Annotated in this window: 22 protein-coding genes; 11 read left to right on the top strand and 11 right to left on the bottom strand. The window is 64.2% G+C overall.

Annotated elements, in window-relative coordinates:
* Nucleotides 1-19: 19 nt before the first annotated feature.
* The 3 genes from AC1RMG_RS30585 to AC1RMG_RS30575 all read left to right on the top strand — a co-directional run bounded on the left by AC1RMG_RS30585 (nt 20) and on the right by AC1RMG_RS30575 (nt 3,802).
* Complete coding sequence (locus AC1RMG_RS30585) at nt 20-1,828, top strand: sensor histidine kinase (RefSeq protein WP_011058679.1); 1,809 nt, start codon at nt 20-22, stop codon at nt 1,826-1,828.
* Nucleotides 1,829-1,902: 74 nt separating this feature from the next.
* Nucleotides 1,903-3,309 (top strand): sigma-54-dependent transcriptional regulator, encoded by a 1,407-nt coding sequence (locus AC1RMG_RS30580; RefSeq protein WP_493170933.1) that lies wholly within the window; start codon nt 1,903-1,905, stop codon nt 3,307-3,309.
* 37 nt (nt 3,310-3,346) lie between these two features.
* Entirely contained in the window at nt 3,347-3,802 is a 456-nt protein-coding gene (locus AC1RMG_RS30575; RefSeq protein ID WP_011058677.1) for a YiiD C-terminal domain-containing protein, read from the top strand.
* 141 nt (nt 3,803-3,943) lie between these two features.
* Here AC1RMG_RS30575 and cysQ read toward each other — a convergent pair whose 3' ends face one another.
* Nucleotides 3,944-4,771 (bottom strand): 3'(2'),5'-bisphosphate nucleotidase CysQ, encoded by an 828-nt coding sequence (cysQ, locus tag AC1RMG_RS30570; protein ID WP_011058676.1) that lies wholly within the window; start codon nt 4,769-4,771, stop codon nt 3,944-3,946.
* Between the two features lie 11 nt (nt 4,772-4,782).
* The gene (nudE, locus tag AC1RMG_RS30565) at nt 4,783-5,349 is read right to left on the bottom strand and encodes an ADP compounds hydrolase NudE (protein ID WP_011058675.1); all 567 of its coding nucleotides are present in this window, start codon (nt 5,347-5,349) and stop codon (nt 4,783-4,785) included.
* A 224-nt stretch (nt 5,350-5,573) separates the two neighbouring features.
* Here nudE and yrfG point away from each other — a divergent pair, with 224 nt between their 5' ends.
* Nucleotides 5,574-6,236 (top strand): GMP/IMP nucleotidase, encoded by a 663-nt coding sequence (yrfG, locus tag AC1RMG_RS30560; RefSeq protein ID WP_011058674.1) that lies wholly within the window; start codon nt 5,574-5,576, stop codon nt 6,234-6,236.
* Between the two features lie 68 nt (nt 6,237-6,304).
* Here the strand turns inward: yrfG and lysM are convergent, their stop codons facing one another.
* A complete protein-coding gene (lysM, locus tag AC1RMG_RS30555; RefSeq protein ID WP_011058673.1) occupies nt 6,305-6,745 on the bottom strand; it encodes a peptidoglycan-binding protein LysM in 441 nt (146 codons plus the stop codon).
* Nucleotides 6,746-6,881: 136 nt separating this feature from the next.
* Between lysM and AC1RMG_RS30550 the strand changes: the two genes are divergently transcribed.
* From AC1RMG_RS30550 to AC1RMG_RS30540, 3 genes are all read left to right on the top strand, one after another.
* Nucleotides 6,882-7,769 (top strand): LysR family transcriptional regulator, encoded by an 888-nt coding sequence (locus AC1RMG_RS30550; protein WP_011058672.1) that lies wholly within the window; start codon nt 6,882-6,884, stop codon nt 7,767-7,769.
* A gap of 281 nt (nt 7,770-8,050) precedes the next feature.
* Entirely contained in the window at nt 8,051-10,399 is a 2,349-nt protein-coding gene (locus AC1RMG_RS30545; RefSeq protein WP_125062541.1) for an FdhF/YdeP family oxidoreductase, read from the top strand.
* Between the two features lie 291 nt (nt 10,400-10,690).
* A complete protein-coding gene (locus AC1RMG_RS30540) occupies nt 10,691-11,164 on the top strand; it encodes a glycine zipper domain-containing protein (protein WP_493170931.1) in 474 nt (157 codons plus the stop codon).
* Between the two features lie 195 nt (nt 11,165-11,359).
* Here AC1RMG_RS30540 and AC1RMG_RS30535 read toward each other — a convergent pair whose 3' ends face one another.
* From AC1RMG_RS30535 to AC1RMG_RS30515, 5 genes are all read right to left on the bottom strand, one after another.
* Entirely contained in the window at nt 11,360-11,794 is a 435-nt protein-coding gene (locus AC1RMG_RS30535; protein WP_011058669.1) for an acyl-CoA thioesterase, read from the bottom strand.
* 67 nt (nt 11,795-11,861) lie between these two features.
* On the bottom strand, nt 11,862-13,088 hold the full coding sequence (locus tag AC1RMG_RS30530) for a 3-hydroxyacyl-CoA dehydrogenase (protein WP_493170929.1): 1,227 nt from the start codon (nt 13,086-13,088) through the stop codon (nt 11,862-11,864).
* A 104-nt stretch (nt 13,089-13,192) separates the two neighbouring features.
* Nucleotides 13,193-15,127, bottom strand: coding sequence for a RecQ family ATP-dependent DNA helicase (locus AC1RMG_RS30525; RefSeq protein WP_493170927.1), 1,935 nt, complete (start codon nt 15,125-15,127; stop codon nt 13,193-13,195).
* 168 nt (nt 15,128-15,295) lie between these two features.
* Nucleotides 15,296-16,426 (bottom strand): polysaccharide deacetylase family protein, encoded by a 1,131-nt coding sequence (locus tag AC1RMG_RS30520; protein WP_493170925.1) that lies wholly within the window; start codon nt 16,424-16,426, stop codon nt 15,296-15,298.
* A gap of 67 nt (nt 16,427-16,493) precedes the next feature.
* Nucleotides 16,494-17,651, bottom strand: a complete 1,158-nt coding sequence (locus AC1RMG_RS30515; RefSeq protein WP_053148509.1) for a YfaP family protein — start codon at nt 17,649-17,651, stop codon at nt 16,494-16,496.
* A gap of 233 nt (nt 17,652-17,884) precedes the next feature.
* On the opposite strand from AC1RMG_RS30515, the gene AC1RMG_RS30510 reads away from it, so the two are divergent.
* Nucleotides 17,885-18,238 (top strand): DUF1493 family protein, encoded by a 354-nt coding sequence (locus AC1RMG_RS30510; RefSeq protein ID WP_011058664.1) that lies wholly within the window; start codon nt 17,885-17,887, stop codon nt 18,236-18,238.
* Between the two features lie 40 nt (nt 18,239-18,278).
* Nucleotides 18,279-19,133 (top strand): EamA family transporter, encoded by an 855-nt coding sequence (locus AC1RMG_RS30505; protein WP_181000791.1) that lies wholly within the window; start codon nt 18,279-18,281, stop codon nt 19,131-19,133.
* 115 nt (nt 19,134-19,248) lie between these two features.
* Here the strand turns inward: AC1RMG_RS30505 and AC1RMG_RS30500 are convergent, their stop codons facing one another.
* Both AC1RMG_RS30500 and hslO read right to left on the bottom strand, forming a co-directional pair.
* Nucleotides 19,249-20,793: a phosphoenolpyruvate carboxykinase gene (locus AC1RMG_RS30500; protein WP_011058662.1), complete on the bottom strand. Its 1,545-nt coding sequence runs from the start codon at nt 20,791-20,793 to the stop codon at nt 19,249-19,251.
* Between the two features lie 179 nt (nt 20,794-20,972).
* On the bottom strand, nt 20,973-21,875 hold the full coding sequence (gene hslO, locus AC1RMG_RS30495) for an Hsp33 family molecular chaperone HslO (RefSeq protein ID WP_011058661.1): 903 nt from the start codon (nt 21,873-21,875) through the stop codon (nt 20,973-20,975).
* Nucleotides 21,876-21,973: 98 nt separating this feature from the next.
* On the opposite strand from hslO, the gene AC1RMG_RS30490 reads away from it, so the two are divergent.
* Nucleotides 21,974-22,786 (top strand): phosphatase PAP2 family protein, encoded by an 813-nt coding sequence (locus tag AC1RMG_RS30490; RefSeq protein WP_011058660.1) that lies wholly within the window; start codon nt 21,974-21,976, stop codon nt 22,784-22,786.
* A gap of 38 nt (nt 22,787-22,824) precedes the next feature.
* On the opposite strand, the gene AC1RMG_RS30485 is transcribed toward AC1RMG_RS30490, so the two are convergent.
* A complete protein-coding gene (locus tag AC1RMG_RS30485; protein WP_011058659.1) occupies nt 22,825-23,229 on the bottom strand; it encodes an RNA-binding S4 domain-containing protein in 405 nt (134 codons plus the stop codon).
* A gap of 115 nt (nt 23,230-23,344) precedes the next feature.
* Here AC1RMG_RS30485 and rimA point away from each other — a divergent pair, with 115 nt between their 5' ends.
* Nucleotides 23,345-24,124 carry a S6 modification regulatory phosphodiesterase RimA gene (rimA, locus tag AC1RMG_RS30480; RefSeq protein ID WP_401021919.1) on the top strand — a complete coding sequence of 260 codons (780 nt, stop codon included), beginning with the start codon at nt 23,345-23,347 and terminating at the stop codon, nt 24,122-24,124.
* Nucleotides 24,125-24,127: the final 3 nt, after the last annotated feature.

The raw sequence follows: 24,127 nt of genomic DNA, 5'->3' as shown, positions 1-24,127 counted from the left end.
ATCCACAGGCGCCTTTTCCATGACCCCACCCCTTCCCCGTCGCCCTCGCTGGCGCAGCCTGGCCTTGCTGGCACTGTGCCTGGCGCCGTTGCTGTGGCCGCTGGAGCATCTGGCGGAGCGCTACTACCGCAACGAGCTGACCAGCCAGAACCGCCAGACCCTCGACCTGTACGTGGCCAACCTGCTGGGCACCCTGCACCGCTACGAAGTGCTGCCGCAGATCCTCGGCGACCTGCCGGCACTGCGTGCGGTACTCGGCGCCCCGGACGATGGCGTGACCCAGGGCAACGCCAACCGCCTGCTGAAGAACATCAGTGCCCAGACCGGCGCCGAGGTGATGTACCTGATGGACACCAGCGGCAAGACCCTGGCGGCCTCCAACTGGGACAAGCACGACAGCTTCGTCGGTCGCAATTTCGCCTTCCGCCCCTATTTCAGCGAGGCCATGGCCGGGCGCCTGGGGCGCTTCTTCGGCCTGGGCACCACCTCGGCCAAGCGCGGCTACTTCTTTGCTGCCGCGGTGCGCGATGGCGAGCGGATCCTTGGCGTGCTGGTGGTCAAGGTCGACCTGGACCACACCGAAAGCCTGTGGGGCAAGACCCCGGAACAGTTGCTGATGACCGACCACAATGGCGTGGTGATCCTCACCTCGCGCCCGGAATGGCGCTTTCGCGCGACCCGGCCGCTGAGCGACGAGGAACGCCAGGCGATCGTCGCCATCCAGCCCTATCCGACTCGCGACCCAAGGCCGCTGAACCTCAACCCCAATGCCTGGCTGACCCAGACCCAGCAGATCGACGAAACCCGCTGGGCCGTGAGCATCCTCGCACCGCGCACTCTGATCGACCGGCCGGTGCGCACGGTAGTGGCCGTGGGCGCCGCCGCGCTGCTGGTACTAATGCTGTTGCTCGGCCTGATGATGCAGCGCCGCCGCCACTACCTGGAGCGGATCGCCTTCGAAGCCAAGGCGCGGCGCGAGCTGGAGATGCGTGTGGCCGAGCGCACCAGCGACCTGGAAAGCCTCAACCGGCGCCTGAAGCAGGAAGTGCTGGAGCGCGAAACCGCCCAGCAGGAACTGGTGCGGGCCCAGGACAACCTGGTCCAGGCCGGCAAGCTCTCGGCTCTGGGCACCATGTCGGCCAGCATCAGCCACGAGCTCAACCAGCCCCTGGCGGCGATCCGCAGCTATGCCGAGAACGCCGAAGTGCTGCTGGACCACCAGCGCACCGACGACGCCCGAGGCAACCTCAAACTGATCAGCGAACTGACCGGGCGCATGGCCTCGATCATCGCCCACCTGCGGGCCTTCGCCCGGCGCGATCACCACGCCCCGGAAAGCGTGGCCCTGCAACCGGCCCTGGACGACGCCCTGGCGCTACTGGCCAAGCGCCGCCGGGCCATGGAAGTGGAACTGATCCGCGACCTGCCGGCTGCCACCCTGTGGGTCGAAGCCGGGGAAACCCGCCTGCGCCAGGTACTGGGCAACCTGCTGGCCAATGCCCTGGATGCCCTGACCGAAAAAGGCCCACCGCGCAAACTCTGGCTGAGTGCCGAATCCACCGCCACCGGCGTCAACCTGTACATTCGCGACAACGGTCCGGGCTTCTGCATGGAAGCGCTGGGTCGCGCCGGAGAGCCGTTCTACACCACCAAGACCCGTACTCAGGGCCTGGGCCTGGGGCTGGCCATCTGCGACACCCTGATGCGTGCCTTCGGCGGTGAACTGTCATTCGCCAACCACCGCGAAGGCGGGGCCCTGATCACCCTGCGCCTGCGGGCCGGGGCCCCCGGAGTCAGCCTGCAGCCCTCCGAGGACCGCGGGGTATGAAGCAGAGCGGCAACCCGATATCAACCCTGTCCGGCCCGGCGCTCCCGGCCCCGACACGATCTGGAAAGTGAGCGATGAGCCATCCCGAGAGCCTCGATCCTCAGTTGCAAGTGGTGCTGATCGACGACGATCCCCACCTGCGCCAGGCCCTGAGCCAGACCCTGGACCTGGCGGGGCTCAAGGTGCTGTCCCTCGCCGAAGCCCAGGGCCTGGCGCCGCGCCTGGAGCGGGATTGGCCGGGGGTGGTGGTCAGCGACATCCGCATGCCCGGCATGGACGGCCTGGAGCTGCTCAACCAGCTGCATACCCAGGACCCGGAACTGCCGGTGCTGCTGATCACCGGCCACGGCGACGTGCCCCTGGCCGTGCAGGCCATGCGTGCCGGCGCCTATGACTTTCTGGAAAAGCCCTTCGCCAGCGATGCCCTGCTGGACAGCGTGCGCCGCGCCCTGGACTGGCGGCGCCTGGTGCTGGACAACCGCAGCCTGCGCCTGGCCCTCAGCGACCGTCAGGAACTCAGTGCACGGCTGGTAGGCCAGTCAGCGCCGATGCTGCGCCTGCGCCAGCAGATCGGCGCCCTGGCGGCGACCCGGGCCGATGTGCTGATCCTCGGCGAGACCGGCGCCGGCAAGGAAGTGGTGGCCCGTGCCCTGCACGATCTCTCCGGGCGGCGCAACGGGCCGTTCGTGGCGATCAACGCCGGGGCCCTGGCGGAATCGGTGGTGGAAAGCGAGCTGTTCGGCCACGAGCCGGGGGCCTTCACCGGCGCGCAGAAACGCCGCATCGGCAAGTTCGAATTTGCCAACGGCGGCACCCTGTTCCTCGATGAGATCGAAAGCATGAGCCTGGATGTCCAGGTCAAGCTGCTGCGCCTGCTGCAGGAGCGGGTGGTGGAACGCCTGGGGGGCAATCAATTGATCCCGCTGGATATCCGCATCATCGCCGCGACCAAGGAAGATCTGCGCCAGGCCGCGGACCAGGGACGCTTTCGCGCCGACCTCTACTACCGCCTGAACGTCGCGCCGCTGCGCATTCCGCCGCTACGCGAGCGTGGCGAAGACGTGCTGATGCTGTTCCAGCACTTCGCCGACGAAGCCAGCACCCGCCACGGCCTGCCACCCCAGGAACTGCAACCCGGACACCGTGCCTTGCTGCTGCGCCACAGCTGGCCGGGCAACGTGCGCGAGCTGCAGAACGCCGCCGAACGCTTCGCCCTGGGCCTGGAACTGGCCCTGGACAACAACGAGCCGGGTACTCTTGCGGCTGCGGCCCCGAGCCTGATCGAAGGAGGCTTGAGCGAGCAGGTGGAGCACTTCGAAAAGACCCTGATCGCCGCTGAAATGGCCCAGCCCCACAGCTCCATGCGCAGCCTCGCCGAAGCCCTGGGGATTCCGCGCAAGACCCTGCACGACAAGCTGCGCAAGCACGGTTTGAACTTCGCCGACGGCGGCGCCAACCAGCCCGGAGACGAATCAGAATGAAGCGTTCCGTTATTCCCTTGACCCCTGAGGCCCCGGCATGAATCGCGACAGTCGATACCTGGAATCCATCCTCCACCACGACATTCCCCTGACACGGGACATGGGTCTGCAGGTGCTCGACTGGCAGGGGCAAGAGTTGCGCCTGCACTTGCCCCTGGAGGCCAACGTCAACCACAAGAGCACCATGTTCGGCGGCAGCCTGTACTGCGGTGCGGTGCTCGCCGGCTGGGGCTGGCTGCACCTGCGGCTCAAGGAACAGGGCATCGATGACGGGCATATCGTCATCCAGGAAGGCCAGATCAGTTACCCGCTGCCGGTGACCGGCGACGCCGTGGCGATCTGCGCCGCACCGGATGACAAGGTCTGGAACAAATTCCTCGCCATGTATCAGCGCTACGGCCGTGCCCGGCTGACCTTGCACACCCGGGTCGTCAATGCCGGCAGCGCAGAAGACGCCGTGCGTTTTACCGGCCAGTACGTCCTGCACCGCTAACCCGTTTGCGACCCGGCTCAAATCTGTAGGAGCTGGCTTGCCAGCGAAGAGGCCGGAAATGCTTGCACAGGGCCCAAGGGCCCCGTCGCCGGCAAGCCGGCTCCTGCACAAGGGTGGCAGAGGCAAGTCGCCGCGAGGTGATCAGGAGCGGGCCAGTTCCAGCAACTTGGCGCGCCAGGGCGCCTTGGCCGGCAGGGCCAGGAAGAAGCCGTTGAGCAACGACTCCCGAGGTGGATAGCAGAACGGCGCACCGCTGAGATCCAGCACCTCGCCGCCCGCGCCTTCGAGCACGCCCTGGGCCGCCGCGGTGTCCCACTGCGAGGTGGGCGCCAGGCGCGGATAGCAGTCCGCCGCGCCTTCGGCCAGCAGGCAGAACTTCAGCGAACTGCCGATATTGGCCAGTTGCAATTCACCCAGGGCGGCGCTCAAACCACTGAGCAGACGTTCCTGCTCCGGGCTCGAATGCCGGCGGCTGGCCACCACGGTAAACGCCTCGCCGGCCCCCGGTTGCTCACGCACCTGGATCGCCTGCGGTGCCTGCCCGCGATCCACGCGCCAGGCCCCAAGGCCTGCGCCGCCCAGGTAGCAGCGGCCACTGGTGGGCATCGACACCACGCCGAACACCACCCGCCCCTGCTCGATCAGGGCGATATTGACGGTGAATTCTTCACTGCCGGAAATGAATTCCTTGGTGCCGTCCAGCGGGTCCACCAGCCACCAGCGCTGCCAGCTGGCGCGGGTGGCCTGGGGAATGTCCGCATCCTCTTCGGACAGCACCGGGATGCTCGGGTCCAGGGCCGTGAGGCCGGCCACGATCAGGTGATGGGCGGCCAGGTCGGCGGCGGTCACCGGCGACTCGTCGGCCTTGTGATTGACCGCCACATCGGCGCGCCAGAACGGCAGGATCGCTTCACCGGCACGCAGGGCCAGCTCGGCAACCGGCGCCAGCAAGGGGTGGGGAAAATTCATTGACGTCTCGCTCATGCTTGAAAGACCCCGCGCTGGCTCAGCAGGTCGCGGGTCAGGTACAGCGCAGCCAGGGCCCGGCCTTCGCTGAACTGAGGGTTCTGCGCCAGGCTCGCCAGTTCGCGCAGGTTGACCTTGTCGACCCGCATCGGCTCCGGCTCGTCGCCTTCCAGGCGCTCTTCATACAGATCGGTGGCCAGCACTACCTGGATCTTCTGGCTCATGTAGCCCGGGGACAGCGACAGCTCGGTCAGGTGCTCCAGTTGCCGCGCGCCAAACCCGGCCTCTTCCTTGAGCTCGCGCTCGGCCGCTGCCAGCACATCCTCCCCCGGCTCGATCAGGCCCTTGGGCAACGACAGCTCGTAGGCGTCGGTGCCGCCGCAGTATTCCTCCACCAACACTGCATGCTCGGCGTCGAGCATTGCCACGATCATCACCGCGCCATAGCCTGCGCCCTTGCCCACCAGGCGCTCATAGGTACGTTCGACGCCATTGGAAAACCGCAACTGCACCTCTTCGACACAGAACAGACGACTGGTGGCGACGATCTCGCGGGCGAGTACGGTGGGTTTCTGGCGCATAGCGGGCTCCTTGGCGATAGCGGGTTACTATACAGCCTGTTTTAAAGTGACTGGGTTGCAGATTGCCGGTGCACGGCACCACGGCGGAACCTATTGTTTACTGCGTGTGACCGTCCTCTTCGAGGCGGCTCCTTTCTATCCGTTCTAGTGACCGGGCCTCCCTGCCCCACTGGCCTTGTCGACCCCGCCGGTCGGCTGTTTTCTTACCACTGGAGAAGTGTTCGATGGCCCTACTGCCCTGGCACCAGATCGATACCGTCCTGCTGGACATGGACGGCACCTTGCTGGACCTGCACTACGACAACCATTTCTGGATGGAACACCTGCCCCAGCGCTACGCCGAGCTGCACGGGGTCAGCCGGGCCATGGCCGAGCTGGAGCTGGAGCCCCTGTTCGAACGCAACGCCGGCCAGTTGCAGTGGTATTGCCTGGACTTCTGGAGCGCCGAACTGCAACTGCCGGTGCGCGAGTTGAAGCTGGAAACCGCGCACCTGATCGCCCTGCGTCCGGACGCAGACACCTTTCTTGCAGCCATCAAGCAAGCCGGAAAGCGGGTGATCCTGATCACCAACGCCCATCGCGACTCCCTGTCATTGAAGCTGGAACGGATCGAACTGGCGCCATACTTCGAACGCCTGATCAGTTCCCACGACTACGGTTTCCCCAAGGAAAGCCCACAGTTCTGGGACGCCTTGCAGGCCGATATCCGCTTCGACCCGGCCCGCAGCCTGTTCATCGACGACACCCTGCCCATCCTGCGCAGTGCGCGGGACTTTGGTGTGGCGCAGTTGCTGGCGGTGAGCCAGCCGGACAGCCGCAGAGGGCCGAAAGACACCGCGGAGTTCGCGGCGGTGGGGGATTACCGGGCGCTGATCGAAGGCTTGTGAAGCCCTTCGCGGGCAAGCTCGCTCCTACAGAACCCCGTGGGAGCGGACTTGCCGGCGAAGAGAACCGATCATTCGGGAATACGCAGCACCTGGCCCGGGTAGATCTTGTCCGGGTGGGACAGCAGCGGCTTGTTGGCCTCGAAGATCTTGTTGTACTTGTTGGCATCGCCGTACTGCACCTTGGCGATGGCGCTCAGGGTGTCGCCTTTCTTCACGGTGACGAATACCGCAGAAACCACCGCCGGACCGGTCACGGTGATCTGGTCCTCGACACTGCCGACGCCGGAAATGTTGCCCAGGGCCAGCAGGATCTTCTCCTTCTCTTCCTGGCTCGCCACTTCACCGCTGACAATCACCTTGTCACCTTCCACCGTGGCATGAACATTGGGATTGCCCAGGCCAACCTTTTCGATGTGCTCCTTGAGTTGCTCACTGGCATTGGCGTTACCCGGGGTCAACAGGTCGATCAGTTTCTCACCGGCTTCCTTCACAAAGCTGAAAATGCTCATGTCGCACACTCCTTGGTTGATAGATCCAGACGCGAAAGACTAGACCAGCCTGGCCGGATGAGGTTCCCGGGCGACCAGTGACCCAAGGTCACAGGCCCGCGGTAGAATCCCGGCCTTTTGCCGCTCCGGAGCGAAGATGGACCTCAAGCAGCTGAAATTCCTCATCGCCCTCGACGAAACCCGGCATTTCGGCCAAGCCGCCGCGCGCTGCCACATCACCCAGCCGACCCTCTCCATGCGCCTGCGCAGCCTGGAAGAAGAGCTCGACTTGCCGCTGGTCAAGCGCGGCCAGCGTTTCGAAGGCTTCACCGCACCCGGCGAGCGGGTGCTGGCGTGGGCCCGCACCGTGCTCACCGCCCATGACGGGCTATTGGCCGAGGCCGCCGCCTGCCGCGGCAACCTGGTGGGCACCCTGCGCGTAGGGGTGGTGCCGCTGTCGAGTTTCAATCCCCAGCCACTGCTGCAGCGCCTGCATGCCGAGCACCCGAACCTGCGCTTCGAACTCTCGTCCCTGAGCTCGGAACAGATCCTCGAACAGTTGGCCAGCAATCGCCTGGACCTCGGGGTTTCCTACCTGGAGCGCCTGGACAGCGAGAATTTCGACTCCCTGCCCCTGGAACCGACCCACATGGGCCTGCTCTACGACCACCGGCACTTCAGCTTCGGCGAGCAGCCCCTGAGCTGGGAGGCGCTGATCGAACTGCCCCTGGGCCTGCTCACCAGCGGCATGCACTTTCGCCAATCCATCGACCACAACTTCCACATCCGCGGCCTGCAACCGCAGCCGGTGCTGCAGACCGACGCCGTCCATCAGTTGGTGCAGATGGTCCATGGCGGCCTGTGCTGCGCCGTAATGCCTCTGGACAGCGGCCTGGAAACCCTCACCGAGCACCTGCGCCTGCAACCCATCGCCGATGCCCAGACCCTGGCCCGCCTGGGCCTGATCATGCGCCGCAGCGCGCCGCGCTCGGCCCTGGCGCAAGCCTGCTTCGCCCTCTACCAGCAATCCTTCGGCGATTCTTGATCGACGCCATCTATCAATAGATCAGTACTAGCAATTAGACGCGACAGATTGCCGCGCTTAGTCTTGGGAGCCGTTACGCCGCTGGTCACCCCGGCGCGGCGCCAGCCCCGGCGAAACGGGCACCCGCACTCGCTGCCAGCCAGCCCCACAGCATCCCTCGAACGCTAGTACGCGAAGGCATTTGCCCGGCCAGACGCTGGCCGCGCGAGCAGCGTCTCAACCTTGTCCACCTGCCGCCGAGCGTGCGCTGCGGGTCAGCAGCCTGCGATGGAGAGTCGCCCGTGAGTACACATAACCAAGCCGATCAGAAACCCGTAGCCCGCTACAAGCCCTACAAGGGACCCGCCGGCGGCTGGGGCGCCCTGATCAGCGTGGCCCAGGCCTGGCTGACCAGCGACAACGCGCTGAAGAACATCCGCATGATGCTCAAGACCAACCAGAACGGCGGCTTCGACTGCCCGGGCTGCGCCTGGGGCGACTCGCCGGAAAGCGGCATGGTCAAGTTCTGCGAGAACGGCGCCAAGGCGGTCAACTGGGAAGCCACCAAGCGCCGGGTGGACGCAGCGTTCTTCGCCAAGCACAGCGTCACTTCGCTGCTGGAGCAGAGCGACTACTGGCTGGAGTACCAGGGCCGGCTGACCGAGCCGATGAGCTACAACGCCGAGACCGACCGCTACCAGCCCATCAGTTGGGAAAATGCCTTCAGCCTGATCGCCAGGCACCTGCACAACCTGCCCAGCCCGGACATGGCCGAGTTCTACACCTCGGGCCGGGCCAGCAACGAAGCGGCCTACCTGTACCAGCTGTTCGTGCGCGCCTATGGCACCAACAACTTCCCCGACTGCTCGAACATGTGCCACGAGGCCAGCGGCGTGGCCCTGGCGCAGAGCGTCGGGGTCGGCAAAGGCACGGTGACCTTCGACGACTTCGAACACGCGGACGCCATCTTCGTCTGGGGCCAGAACCCCGGCACCAACCACCCACGCATGCTCGAACCGCTGCGTGAAGCAGTGAAGCGCGGCGCCCAGGTGGTGTGCATCAACCCGCTCAAGGAGCGCGGCCTGGAACGCTTCCAGCACCCGCAAAGCCCGATCGAGATGCTCACCAACGGCAACCGCCCGACCAATACCGCCTACTTCCGCCCGGCCCTGGGCGGCGACATGGCGCTGCTGCGGGGCATGGCCAAGTTCCTCCTGCAGTGGGAGCGCGATGCGCAGAAAGCCGGCGCGGCGTCGGTGTTCGACCACGACTTCCTCAACGCCCACACCGCCAACGTGCTCGACTACCTGGGCACCATCGACGACACCCCGTGGGAGCAGATCGTCGAGCAGTCCGGCCTGGCCCTGGTGGAGATCGAGCAAGCGGCGCGCATGTATGCCAAGGGCAAGAACGTCATCATGTGCTGGGCCATGGGCATCACCCAGCACCGCCACTCGGTGCCGACCATCCAGGAAATCGCCAACCTGATGCTGCTGCGCGGCAACATCGGCAAGCCCGGCGCCGGGCTGTGCCCGGTGCGTGGCCACAGCAACGTGCAGGGCGACCGCACCATGGGCATCAACGAACGCCCGCCAGTGGCCTTCCTCGACTCCCTGGAGCGGCGCTTCCAGTTCAAGGTCCCCCGGGACAACGGCCACAACGTGGTCGAGGCGATCCACGCCATGCTCGAAGGCCGCTCCAAGGTATTCATCGGCCTGGGGGGCAACTTCGCCCAGGCTACCCCGGACAGCCCGCGCACCTTCCAGGCCCTGAGCAACTGCGACCTCACCGTGCAGATCAGCACCAAGCTCAACCGCAGCCACCTGGCCCACGGCAAGGACGCACTGATCCTGCCGTGCCTGGGGCGTACCGATATCGACCAGCAGGCGGGCGGCCCGCAAGCGGTGACCGTGGAAGACTCCTTCAGCATGGTCCACGCCTCCAACGGCCAGTTGCAGCCGCTGTCGTCGCAGATGCGCTCCGAGCCGTGGATCCTCGCCGGTATCGCCGCTGCAACCCTGGGCAGCCGGCCAGTGGACTGGAACTGGCTGGCGGCCGACTACGGACGCATCCGCGACCTGATCGCCGACACCATTCCCGGCTTCAAGGACTTCAACGAACGGCTCAAGCATCCTGGCGGTTTCTACCTGGGCAACAGCGCCGGCGCCCGCCAGTGGAACACCCCGTCGGGGCGCGCCAACTTCCGCGCCAACTCGTTGCCCAAGGACCTGATCCACGAGCGCACCCGGGCCACCGGCCAACTGCCGGACCTGATCCTGCAATCGATGCGTTCCCACGACCAGTACAACACCACCATCTATGGGCTGGACGACCGCTACCGCGGGGTCAAGGGCCAGCGCGACGTGTTGTTCGCCAACGAGGCGGACATCATCCGCCTGGGCTTCAAGCCGGGGCAAAAGGCCGATCTCGTCTCGCTCTGGGACGACGGCCGCGAGCGCCGGGTCAAGGGCTTCACCCTGCTGGCCTTCGACATTCCGGCCGGCCAGGCCGCGGCCTACTACCCGGAAGTGAACCCCCTGGTACCGCTGGAAAGCACCGGCGACGGTAGCCACACCCCGACTTCCAAGTTCATCGCCATTCGCCTGGAAGCGGCCAGCGACAGCGGCCTGATCATGGCTCGCTCGGCCTGATTCCTGGCTTGAGGACCTCTTCGCTGGCAAGCCAGCTTCTACGGTTAGCGCGTGAATCGTAGGAGCCGGCGACTGCCGCTGCGCAGCCTTGAACCGCAGGCACAAAAAAGGCCGCTTTTGTATCAAAGCGGCCGTTCCGAAGTAGCTAAAGACCCGCAAAAATCGCTTAAGTTCCGCATTAAAAACAATAAGTTACGAGATTGTGTACAATTCGTGCTATTCGTCGGATTTCGTTTGTAAGCCCCTCGATACAGCCTCAGGATCGCGCCGTCATCCCTTTGAGGCTCCTCTATGAAGTTCTCCTCGATTCTCTTGTTGTCCCTTGGCCTGGTCAGCGGCGTCGCCTCTGCCGGAGGCACCACTGAAGCAGGTGTGGGCGGCGCATTGGGCGGGGTTCTAGGCTCGGTGGTCGGTCAGCAGATCGGCGGCAATACCGGTTCCGCCATCGGTGCGGCCCTGGGCGGCGCCGGCGGTAGCGCAGTGGGCGCGGACAAACGCAGCCGTGGCCAGGCAGCCATTGGCGGCGCCCTGGGCGCAGCCGGCGGCAACGTGGTGGGCCGCAGCATGGGCGGTAGCACCGGCAGCCTGATCGGCGCAGCGGCAGGCGGTGGCGCCGGCGGCGCGCTGGGCAACTACATGGGCAATGAAAGTGCCCGGGAAGATCGCGACTACCGCGGCCGCGACGATCGCCGCTACTACCGCGACGGCCACCGTGGCCGTGGCCATGCCTACGGGCATCGCAAGCACCGCCACTACCGCGACTGATCCCCTGTAGCCGCTGCCGCAGGCTGCGAACGAGGCCGCAGGACTCGCCAGAGCAGGCGCTGCGGTGTGTCAGGCGGCTCGTGGAGACAGGTTAGCGTCTCCTGCGGAGCCGATCGCAGCCTACGGCAGCAGCTACAGATTCCAGATTCCAGATTCCAGATTCCAGATTCCAGATTCCAGATCGATTATCGACGTTCACGCCACCAGCAGCTGTTCCAGCGCCGCCCGCAATGCGGGCGGAATCGGCACCGGCTGGTTCGATGCCCGATCCACGAACACATGGACAAAACGCCCCGCCGCACAGGCATCCGCCTCTCCCGCCTTGAACACCGCCAGTTCGTACTGCACTGAACTGTTGCCCAGCTTGCCGACCCGCAAACCGATCTCGATGCGTTCGGGAAAGGCGATGGACGCAAAGTAATCGCAAGCCGAGCTGACCACGAATCCCACCACCTCGCCGTCATGGATATCCAGCCCGCCCCGTTCGATCAGGTAGGTGTTCACCGCCGTGTCGAAGAAGCTGTAGTAGGTGACATTGTTCACGTGGCCGTAGACATCGTTGTCATGCCAGCGGGTGATGATCGGCTGGAAATGGCGATAGTCGCCGCGTTGCGGCATAGGCTCGGACATCAGGGCTCTCTCCCATCGATTGAAGGCCGGGCGATCGGTTGATCGCCCGGCATTTCACCCCAGGCAGCTAAGCCTGGGCAAACCCTTTTCCGGCCGCGGCCAGTTCCTCGATCAACTGCGCCGGGCGCCAATGCGCCCCGTGTTCGGCTTGCAGGTGCTGCAAACGCTGGCGGACCTGCTCCAGCCCCTGGGCGTCCGCCCAGCTCATCGGCCCACCCTGCTCCTTGGGAAAACCGTAGCCATTGAGATAGACCCGGTCGATGTCGGCGGCCGACTGGGCGATGCCCTCCTGGAGAATCTTCGCACCTTCGTTGACCAGCGCCAGCAGGCAGCGCTCGAGGATCTCCTCGGAGCCGATGTCCCGGCGCCGGTAACCCAGCTCCTCGCTGACCTGCAGCACCAGCGCATCCACCTGCAGGTCATGCTCGGCCTGGCGGCTGCCGGGTTCGTAGTGGTAGTAGCCGTCGCCACTCTTCTGGCCGAAACGACCCGACTCGCACAACCGGTTGTCGATCTGCACCTCGGGCGCATCCTGGCCCACACCGTCCAGTTGCCGGGCGCGCCAGCCCAGGTCGATGCCCACCACGTCATACATGCGGAACGGGCCCATGGCGAAACCGAACCCCTGCAAGGCGCCATCCACCTGATAGGGAAACGCCCCTTCCAGCAGCATCTTGCGCGCCTCGAGCACGTAGGTGTTGAGCATGCGATTGCCGATGAAGCCGAAGCAGTTGCCCGCCACGACACTGACCTTGCCCATGCGCTGCCCCAGGGCCAGGGCAGCGTCGAGCACCGCAGGCGCGGTCTTGGCCGCGCGCACCACCTCCAGCAGTTTCATGATGTGGGCCGGGCTGAAGAAGTGCAGGCCCAGTACCTGTTGCGCCCGCTGGGTGACTGCGGCAATCGCGTCGATATCCAGGGCCGAGGTGTTGCTGGCAAGGATCGCCTCGGGCTTGAGGGTCGCGTCCAGCTGTCGAAAGATCTGCTGCTTGAGTTCGAGGTTTTCGTAGACCGCCTCGATCACCAGGTCCACGTCGGCGAGCTGTGGATAATCCGCCGCCGGCTTGATCCGCGCCACCCGCGCATCGGCCTCGGCCTGATCGATGCGCCCCTGGCGCACGTTGTGGGCATAGGTGTCCGCCACCGCCGCCAGGGCCTGCTGGAGCATCTGCGGGTTGTTGTCCAGCCACAGTACCGGCAGGCCGGCATTGGCCAGGCACATGACAATGCCACGGCCCATGGTGCCGGCACCGATCACGGCGGCGCGCTGAATATCGAAAGCTGTCTGGCTCATGTTGGCTCTCTTGTGGGCGATCCAAAGACAGCCCCCACCATAGTCAGGCCCTCATCATTTTTGAAATTTATTCCTGTGATGAGCAGCATTCAGCAGATGGATTTTCAGCCTGGCAAATGGGCCTCGCACCACGCCCGCACTGCGGCATAAGGGTAATCTTCCAGTGCCGCGAAACCGGGGATGCTCCGAGCCTTGAGCCGGGTGAACAACGGCACGCTGATACCACAGAGAAAACGGGTCAGGCGTTCCGCCCCGGGTACATCGCCGGTGTGCTGCTGGTGCCTGTGGATAAAGTGGCCACACAGCCCGTCGAAACTCTTATCCACAAGCACGGGCAGAACCGGCGGCTCCGGCAGCCGCGCCACCTGGCCATGGCACACCGAACAATGCCCGCAACGCTGGGGTGCCTGCCGGTCGCCGAAATACTCCGCCAGGCGGTAACCCAGGCACTGCTCGGTGGCGAACAGGTCGAGCATGGCGTGGATCCGCGCAATTTCACTGCCCTCGTGGCGGGTGAAATAACCGTGCAGGTCGGCACTCAGTGCCGCCAGGTCAAAGTCCGTCTGCAACAGGCTGTAGACCTCGGTCATCTGCTTGCTTTCCAGCTCTACCCAGCCTTTTTCCTGGAAGTAGTCCAGGGCCTTGACCACCCGGTTGCGCGGCGCCTGGTACTGCTCGTAGAGCGCGTCGAAATTCACCGTGGCCCAGGTCCTGGCGCGGCTTGAAGTGTTGATCACGGCCTCGACGAAGTCCCTCCGCTCGCCTTCGAAACGCGCCAGCAGGGCCTCGGTTTCCAGCAGCAGTTTGAAGCGGTATTCCGCGAAATAGGCATAGCGCGGCGCGATCAGGCCCCGCAGTTCCAGCTGCACCAGCAAGGTCTTGAGTGGCAGCTGGCGAATGTTGCTCTGGTCCGCCAGGGGGCCGAGCAGGAACTCCCATTGCCCGTCCGCCGCCGATGCCTGCAACTCCTCCAGCACACAACGGATGCCACTCAATTCCGGGGTGTCGCCGTAGACGAAGTTTTCCAGCACGTTGAGGCTGTCGCGGTTGGCCAGCACCAGGCAATCCGAAGGTTGGCCGTCGCGCCCGGCACGACCGATTTCCTGGCTGTAGTTCTCGATGGACTTGGGCAGATCGAAGTGCACCACGTTGCGGATGTCGCTCTTGTCGATGCCCATGCCGAAGGCGATGGTGGCGACGATGCAGTGGCTGCGGCCCTCCATGAAACGACGCTGGATCGACTCGCGCTGCTCGTGGGGCAGGCCGGCGTGGTAGGCCTCGGCGGCGATGCCTTGCTGGCTCAGGTGCTCGGCGATCTGCTCGGCGGTTTTCTGCAGGGTCACGTAGACAATGCTCGGCTGCCCGGCCCGGGCGCTCATCCACTGCACCAGCCGCCGACGCTTGTCGGCGCCCCGAACCGGCTCCACCAGCAGGTTGAGGTTGGGCCGGTAGAAACCGGTGGTTACTACGTCCTGCTGGGCGATGGCGAACTTGGCCTGCATGTCGGCGATCACTTTGGGGGTCGCCGTGGCCGTCAGTAGCAGGGCCTGGGGGATGTTGAACTGGCGCTGGTAGTCCGGCAGTTTCAGGTAGTCGGGGCGGAAGTTGTGGCCCCATTCGGAGATGCAGTGCGCCTCGTCCACCACCAGCAGGGAGATGGGCACCTGCTGCAGAAAATTGCGAAAGCGTTCGTTCTTCAGCCGCTCCACCGAGATCATCAGGATCTTCAGCTCCCCGGAACGAGCCCGGGCCATGACCTCATTGGCTTCATCCCGGCCCTGGGCCGAGTCGATGCTGGCAGCGGCAATGCCGTGGCGCTGGAGGAAGGCCAACTGGTCCTGCATCAGCGCCAGCAGCGGCGAGACCACAAGGGTCAGGTGCGGCAGCAGCAGGGCCGGCAACTGGTAGCACAGGGACTTGCCCGAGCCGGTGGGAAAGATCGCTGCCGCCGAGCGCCCGGCGAGCACCGCGCTGACCGCGGCCTCCTGGCCCGGACGAAACTGTGGATAACCGAAGACCTGTTCCAGGGTGCTGTGCATAAGGGTCACTCCTTGGACCGCTGACCTGTCTTGAAGACTAGCGGGACAGGTCGGCGAGGCCAGAAAAGGTCGAAGGAAAAGCGCTACCGGATGATACCGGGCACAAGAAGCTTCATCGGCAAGCCAGCCCCAGCGCAGTAGCCGGCTTGCCGCTAAAGGAGGCCACCGCTAGCGCAAGGTCCGGCAATCCAGCCACTGCACGCCGTTGTGCTGATTGGCCTTGAGCAAGGCCGGCACCGCCTGGGCGGCCTTGGCATGGGTGTCATGGAACAGAATGATGCCCCGGCGCCAGAGCAGCATCAGTGTCTGCACCCGCTGCGCGGCCGCCTCGGCACTGACCTTCTTGCTCCAGTCCTGGGAGTCGATGTTCCACAGCATCACCTGCACCCCCTGGGCCTTGAAGAACCCGGCGCTGTCACTACGACGCTGCCCGTAGGGCGGCCGGAACAGCGGCAGGTACTCATTGGTCAACGTGCGGTTGGCCAAGTTGGCGCTGCGAATCACCGAGCTTTGCCATTCGTTCCAGGAGGAGTGGGACTTGTGCTCCCAGCCATGTACGCCCACACACTGACCGTCGTACAACTCGCGCATTTTCCCTGCCGAAGACTGGCTCAGGCGCGCCTGAAACGAGTCCCCCAGGACAAAGAAAAGGCTATGCAGATCGTAGGCCCGCAGCACCTCGATCAACTGATCCGTAGGCCCGTCTCTCAGGCTCGGCCCATCGTCGAAGGTCAGCAGAAACTGCCGGTCTGCCAGTTCGTCGCCCAGGCGCTCTGCCGGGTCCATGCGCTGGATCTCACTGCTGACGGCGGGAAACAAGGCGGCCAGGCGCAGTTGTTCATTGAGGTACTGCTGATGAAACTGCCCACTGGCCTCACCCCAGGCGCCGTAGGCCGCCTTGCTGGCGCCGGTGAAACTGGCCGCCAGTTGCCGCAGCTCCCCAAGGTTGCGTACCTGCAGACAGAAAGGCTGGCCATCACAGCCCTGGCTGGCCTGCCGGTAGTTGTCCAGCAATTGGTCCCAAAAACGCTGGCGCAGTCGATCCACCGACTTGCGGTCAAGCTGCCGCACTCCAAGCCGCTGCTTGAGGGCCTTGTCATCCAAGGCCTCGGTGGCCAGCAGGGCTTTGCTGAACATCAGAATCTCGGCCCGGGAGGCGGTATCGAAATCTGCGGCGCTGGTCAGCGGATTCGGCCAGCCACTGCGGTCGATGGTGGCGAACACCAGCGGCCCGGCCGCCTGGGCCACCCCTGTGGTCAGACACAGCGCCAGCAACCAGGGGAAAACACGAATTCGCATACCAACCTCCATAAATGCACAACGCGCCACTGCCGGCGCGTTGTGGAGATAACTTCTGCCTGTGTGATCAGCGGTTCTGCAACCGCTCTATCGCCTTGTCGTACACCGGGTTGGCCTTCTGCTCCCGGGCCTTGCGGTAGTGCTCCAGCGCCGTGACCAATTGCCCGGCATCTTCGTAGATGCGCCCCATGTCGTAGTAGGCGCTGGCGCGTATGGTGGGCGCCGATGGGCCACTGGCCAGGGCGATTGCCTGGCGATCGGCGGCCACGGCCTCGTCGGGGCGGCTGTTCTTGCGGTTGGACAGCGCCAGGTTGCTGTAGGCCTGGGCAAAGCCTGGATCCAGCTCGATGGCTTCGCGATAGTAGATACCCGCACTGCCGAAGTCGCCCTTGCGGTAGGAAGCCTCGCCTTTCTGGTTGAGGCTCTTGGCATCCACCGGCCCCTCGTCCCTGGCCAGCACTTCATCGATGGGCTTGCCATTGGCCAGTAGCAGCGGATCGAGGTTGCTCATCCGCGACTCCACTTCCTCGTTGCCTTGCAGCACCCGATCGATGTCCTGCAGTTGGCCATTGGCCGTCAGGCGAAACACTACCCAGAGGTTGCCCTGGCGGTTCTGTGGCACCCGGTAGCTGCGCATCAGCGTCGGGCCCTTATAGACAAAGACTTGCGCCTGGCTGCGGCCCAGGCGCAAGGATTCGGGGTTATTGCCGTTGGTAAAGTCGTGCACCGCATACACGTAGGCATCGCCCGGCACAGGCTGTTCGATGGTGAGGGTCTCCGGCCCGCGGCTGTCGGTGCTATCCACATTCATCCGCGCCCCCGGCCCGGTGCCGGTGGCGTAATACAGCAACCGGTGGGGATAGCTCAAATGCGCATCCAGGTCTTCCCCCGGTGCACTCCAGCTCAGCACCACGCGCAGGCTTTGCGGATCCTTGAGCACCGGGCTCATGGCGTAGCTCAGCCCCTGGCACGGGCACTTGGCCCGCAGGTCGGCATAACCGAGCTTGCGGATCAGCAGTTCACTGCCCGGCGAATCGGCGGCCTCCAGCGTCACTCGCCCCTGGGCATCGGTCCGCCCGGAAGCCTGCCCCAACTGCACTTCGGCATCGGCCAGTACCGCGTCCTTGACCACCGCATCCAGCACCTGGAGCGACAACGACTGAGCCTGCACCGGACTCATCAGCATCCCTAGCCACAACAACGCCGCCAGGCGGAAAAAAGCCATAACAAAATCCCTGTAGATAACGATGGCCGGACCTCTGTCCCGCCCCACCCATCAGCGGCGAACCATACACAGTTTTGCCCGCCAATGCTCGGCCTGGCGCCGTAAATACAGCGCAAAACGACAGTCTTGCCTACCCGGAGCAACGCCCCCCGTCCCGACCTCCGAGCACTTGCAAGCCAAACCCCAACTCGCCTTACACTGCAGCTCCTGGAAACCGCAAGTGAACCCCGACCATGCAACTGGCCCCCGGCTTTCCCGACGACGTCATCATGCGCCAGCTCATGCAACTGCTGCATGAGGAAATAGGCCTGCCCGAGCGCAAGACTCTTCGCCTGAACACCGCGATCAATCTCGACCTGGGTTGCGACGGCGCCGACGCCCGGCATTTACTCAACGCTCTGGAAGAACAGTTCGATATCGATTTTGTCGATTTCGACAGCTATCGCTACTTCCAGCCCGAAGGCTACGATGTGTCCCTCAAGCGTCGCGCCAAGGGTCGGGGAGACAAGCTCCCGCTGACCATCGGCATGCTGTACCGGGCGCTCAAGGAGCAACGCTGGGACACTCAGGAGCTGGAAGGCCTCTAAGGTCCACGGCAGTACATAAGGAAATGCCGTGGACGTACTGATGGGTTTGCTCGCCGCCCTGCTCTGGGGCGGCACCGATTTTCTCGTGGGGCTCAACGTGCGCGCCGTGGGCGTGAAACGTGCGGTGTTCTTCAGCCAGAGCCTGGGGTTCACCCTGATGAGCCTGCTGCTGGTGATCTTTCCCGCCTTCCTGCTCAAGGCCATGGCCGCGCCCCTGGAGGTATGGCTGATGGGCGTGGTCGCCGCGGCCTTCACCGTCTCCGGCGCCCTGGCCCTGGGCAAGGCCTTCGCCCTGGGCAAAGCCTCCATCGTCGCCCCGTTGGTGACCTCCTACGGTGTGGTCACCACCTTGCTGTCCTGGGCCAGCGGCGAGCAGATCAGCCTGCTGCAGCTCATGTGCATCCTGTTGTGCGTGATCGGCGTGATCCTCTCCAGCCTGCACTCGGACTCCAAGCTGCCCCACAGCACCGCCGCCGGCCGCTCGATCTTCTTCGCCCTGCTCTCGGCCTTCCTCTATGGCACCAGCTTCTGGCTGCAGGGCCGCTACACCCTGCCGCAACTGGGGCCGATCAGCATGCTCTGGCTGGGTTACGCGGTGGGCAGCGGCGTGATGCTGCTGATGGTGCTCAAAGTTGCGGACGGGCTGAAGATCCCGCCGCTGAAGAACTGCGGCCTGCTGGCCTCCACCAGCCTGATGAACCTTGGCGCCTTCTTCGCCTTTTCCTGGGGTGCCATGAGCGGCTCGGTGTCGGTGGTGACGGTGATCAGCACCCTGTCCGGCGGCATCGCTGCGGTGCTGGGCTATGTGTTCTTCAAGGAGCGGCTGACGGCGGTGCAGGTGACGGGGGTGGTGCTGGTGTTGCTGGGGGCGTTGGTGTTGCACCTGAAGACGTGAGGGTGTCTGGCTGGCCCAGGGGATGCCGCGCATCCCATCGCAGCCTGCGCCTGCGGCTACAGCGGCGCACAAAAAAGCCGCCCCGAAGGGCGGCTTTTTCATTGCAGGTCGAGGCTTACAGCTTTGGACCGGCTGCCTTGATCGCGTCGCTCACGTCGAACTTCTTGAAGTTCTCGATGAACAGGCCGGCCAGGGCCTTGGCGGCTTCGTCGTAGGCGGCTTTGTCAGCCCAGGTGTTGCGTGGGTTGAGCAGACCGGTCTCGACGCCCGGTACGGCTTTTGGCACGTCCAGGTTGACGATGTCCAGGTGCTCGGTCTCGGCACCGATCAGCGCGCCGCTCTGGATCGCTGCAATCACGCCACGGGTGGTGGGGATGTTGAAGCGTTTGCCCACGCCGTAGCCACCGCCGGTCCAGCCGGTGTTGACCAGGTAGACCTTGGAGCCGAAACCGCGGATGCGCTTGATCAGCAGCTCGGCGTATTCGCCCGCCGGACGCGGGAAGAACGGTGCGCCGAAGCAGGTGGAGAAGGTCGACTTGATGCCCGAGCCCGACCCCATTTCAGTCGAGCCCACCAGAGCGGTGTAGCCGGACAGGAAGTGGTAGGCGGCTTGTTCTTCGCTGAGGATCGACACCGGTGGCAGTACGCCGGTCAGGTCGCAGGTCAGGAAGATCACGGCGTTAGGCTCGCCACCGAGGTTCTTCGGTGCGCGTTTTTCGATCAGCTCGCGCGGGTAGGCGGCGCGGCTGTTCTGGGTCAGGCTGTCGTCTGCGTAGTCGGCTTTCTTGGTGACCGGGTCGATCACCACGTTTTCCAGAACGGCACCGTGCTGGATGGCTTTCCAGATCACCGGCTCGTTCTTTTCCGACAGGTCGATGCACTTGGCATAGCAACCGCCTTCGATGTTGAACACCACGCCCACGCCCCAACCGTGTTCGTCGTCACCGATCAGGTAACGGCTTTCGTCAGCGGACAGGGTGGTCTTGCCGGTGCCCGACAGACCGAAGAACAGGGTCACGTCGCCTTCTTCACCCATGTTGGCGGCGCAGTGCATCGGCAGTACGTCGGCAGCCGGCAGCAGGAAGTTCTGCACGGAGAACAGGGCTTTCTTCATTTCACCGGCGTAGCGCATGCCGGCGATCAGCACTTTCTTGGCCGCGAAGTTGAGGATCACGGTGCCATCGGAGTTGGTGCCGTCGCGCTCTGGCTCGCAGACGAAGTTCGGCGCGTTGAGGATCTGCCACTCATCCTTGCCACCGGCGTTGTACTGCTCGGGGTTGATGAACAGGCAGCGGCCGAACAGGTTGTGCCAGGCGGTCTCGGTGGTCATTTTCACCGGCAGGTAGTGCGCCGGATCGGAACCTACATGCACATGGGAAACAAAACGCTCGCGCTCGCCCAGGTAGGCTTCAACGCGGTCCCACAGGGCGTCGAACTTGGCCGCCGGGAACTTGCGGTTGATCGGGCCCCAGGCGATAGCGTCCTGGGTGCTGGGCTCTTCTACGATGAAACGATCCACTGGCGAACGGCCGGTACGATGACCGGTGCGAACCACCAGAGCGCCGGTATCGGCAAGCTCGCCCTCACCGCGGTTCAGGGCTTCTTTGACCAGATCATCCACACTCAGATCGGTGTACACGGCGTTATTGGCTTGCGTCATGAGGTTCCCCGTCGGCCATTGGCCGAGTGCTCCAAACGTTTTGTAGTAGAAACTCGCGCACTACTACCGCGAAAAAAGTGCGCCGGATTATGCCAGAAAAGCCCCAAAATAGTAGGGCCCTCCCGTCAGCACGGCGTAATTCCGGCGTTTGCCAGGTGATTTACCTGCGCTGAATCGTTTTAGTGACGAGTATCTGACGGCGTGTCCACGCCCGCCCCCGCGAACAATTGCGCGATATCAGCGGCATCGAACAGGTAGCGTTCGTTGCAGAACTGGCAATCGATCTCGATGCTGCCGCCATGTTCGACCACCAGTTGCTGGGCATCTTCCAGACCCAGGCTGACCAGCGCATTGCCCGAGCGTTCCCGCGAGCAACTGCAGCGAAAACGCAGCGGCTGCACGTCGAACAGGCGCACGGCTTCTTCGTGGTACAGGCGGTGGAGCACGGTTTCGTTGTCCAGGCTCAGCAGCTCATCGGCGGTCAGGGTGCTGGCCAGGGCGGTGAGGTGCTGCCAGCTGGCGTCACGCTCTTCCTGATCACGCAGGCGGTCGGCGGGCAGTTGTTGCAGGAGCAGGCCACGGGCGCTGCGGCCGTCGGCATAGAGCCAGAAACGGGTGCCGGTCTGTTGCGACATGACGAAGTAGTTGGTGAAGCATTCCGCCAGGTTGGTGCCGTCCAGGTCGACGATGCCCTGGTAGCGCTGGCCATTGGTCGGGTCCACGGTCAGGGCCAGGACGCCGTTGGGCATCAGGTCGGCGAGGGTGGCATCAGGGGCGATCTGCTCCGCGTCGTAACGGGCCAGGCCACGGATCTCGCGCTCGCTGGAGCACTCGATCATCAGCAGCGGCACCGGGCCTTCGGAGCGGGCCTGGAGAATCAGCAAGCCATCGAATTTCAGGGTGCCGACCAGCAACGATGCCGCCGCCATCAGTTCGCCAAGCAGCTGTGCAACCGGCTCGGGATAGGGGTGTTTGGCGAGGACTTCCGCGTAACTGCGCTCCAGCGCCACCAGCTCGCCGCGGGTGTCGCTCTCATCGAAGATGAAGCGTTGAGTGAAGTCGGTATCCGGCAAATCAGTCATAGGTCTGGGTATCTGAATGATGACAAAAAGGTGACAAGCACCGAAAATTGCGGCTTTGCACCATGAGGGTGCAGTTTTGCGGTGATTGGAGATATTTTATGAACAATCCGGGTTTGTTCCAAGCAAGGTGGAACCTCGGCAAGCTGGTTCTGTGCAATTTACTCCCTTTGGCCCTGCTGGGTTTCTGGTTGTGGCCCACCGGGCAGGCGCTCTGCACGGTCTTCGACGAATGGCTGTTCCACCACCTCAACGCCCCTCTGGCAAGCAACTCGACCTGGCTGCATATCTGGGCCGTGGCCAGCCTGCGGCCGTTCGATATCGTGGTGGGGCTGATCATGCTCGGCCTGCTGATTCGCGGTGACTGGGTGTTCAAGGCGGTGGACGTGCGCCGTGCCTTCTTCGGCTTTCTATCGATCCTGATTCTGATGGTGGTGATTCGCGCGCTGTTTTCCAAGCTGGTGGCCGTCATGAACTGGCAGCACAACAGCCCGTCCATGGTGCTGGAAGGCGCCGTGCACATGAGCGACTACTTCCCGGGCTGGGAAAAGACCTGGGAACTCAAGGACCGCTCCAGCCAGAGCTTCCCGGGCGACCACGCTTCGGTGCTGCTGATCTGGGGCCTGTTCATGGGGATCTTCAGCCGCAGCATCGGCCAGTTCCTGATCGTCTGGGGCCTGACCCTGCTGTTCATGATGCCGCGCCTGGTGGCAGGCGCCCACTGGGGCCAGGACGACTACATCGGCGGTGTGCTGCTGGCGGTGCTGGCCCTGGGCTGGGGCTACTACACCCCGTACGCGGCGCGGATGTCGAACTTCCTGCTGCGCCTGACCCACCCGCTGTTCAACCTGTTGAGCCGGATGCCCGTGCTCTCGCGCATGAGCGTGGTGCGCGCCAGCAGCCTGCTGCGCTAAGCAGCCCCGTAGGAGCCGGCTTGCCGGCTCCTACGGTTTCATTCGTGGTTGCTGCCGTGGAACTTGAACAGGTCCCGGCGCTGTTTCTTGCTCGGTTTACCGTCGGTGCTCACTCCTAGGGCACCAGCCTTGCGCTGGGCCGCAGCGGCTTCGCGCTTGGCGATGCTGGCCTCGGTTTCCGCATACAGAGCCTGCGCTTCAGGAGCGCCACGGCGGACGATAGAAAGGGCCTGGACCACCACGGTACGTTCGTCGAAGCCGGCGCGAATCTGGTATTCATCGCCTACCCGCGGCTCCTTGCCCGGTTTGCAGCGCTCGCCCCGGTGATGCACCTTGCCGCTTTCAATCGCTGTCTTGGCCAGGGCACGAGTCTTGTAGAAGCGCGCTGCCCACAGCCATTTATCCAGACGAACCTTGTCCTCTTCTTCCTGCTTGTGCGCCACTGGAATTCCCCTCGCTGAAAAATGTCGCAACTTTACCGCCTGCAAGCGGGCTCTCATAAACCCTGCCGCTCACCTAAAATAACCCAGGTTGCGCCCTGATACGCGAGGAGTCCCCGTGACTGACTTCCCCACTTCCCTGACCTCGCCCGGCAACCGTTGCGAAGGTTGCCAGCAAAGCCAGCCACTGGGCTTCGATTTTTCCTTCGCCTACCAGCCCATAGTCGATCTGCGGGACCACTCGGTCTTCGCCCATGAAGCCCTGGTGCGCGGGGTCAATGGCGAAGGGGCGGGAACGGTGCTGGGCCAGGTCAATGACAGCAATCGCTACCGTTTCGACCAGCGCTGCCGGACCCAGGCAATCACCCTCGCCGCCCAGTTGGGTATGCAAAGCCACCTGTCGATCAACTTCATGCCCAACGCCGTGTACCGGCCGGAACTGTGCATCCGCAGCACCCTGGAGGCGGCCCGGGCCCAGCGTTTTCCCCTGGACCGGCTGATTTTCGAAACCCTGGAAAGCCAGCACGTAGATAACTATCGCCATTTGACCAATATTCTGCGTGAATACCGCGAATTCGGCTTCAAGACCGCCATCGACGACTTCGGCTCGGGGTACTCGGGGCTGAACCTGCTGGCGGATTTCCAACCCGACCTGATCAAGCTCGACATGGCGCTGGTGCGCGATGTGGACCAGGATCGCGTACGCCAGGCGATCATCCGCGCGATTGTCACAATGTGTGCGGAGTTGGGGGTTACAGTCATCGCCGAAGGTATTGAAAGCGCCGGTGAACGGGACTTTCTCAGCGACTGTGGAATTTATCTGATGCAGGGCTACTGGTTCGCCAAGCCTGCATTCAAAGCCCTGGCCGAGGTTCCGGCCGCGGCCTGGGACAGCTAATTG

The sequence above is a fragment of the Pseudomonas sp. GW822-FHT04H02 genome, from assembly GCF_058800645.1.
The sequence above is the reverse complement of the archived record's forward strand: the minus strand, read 5'-3'. Positions and strand labels throughout refer to the sequence as shown.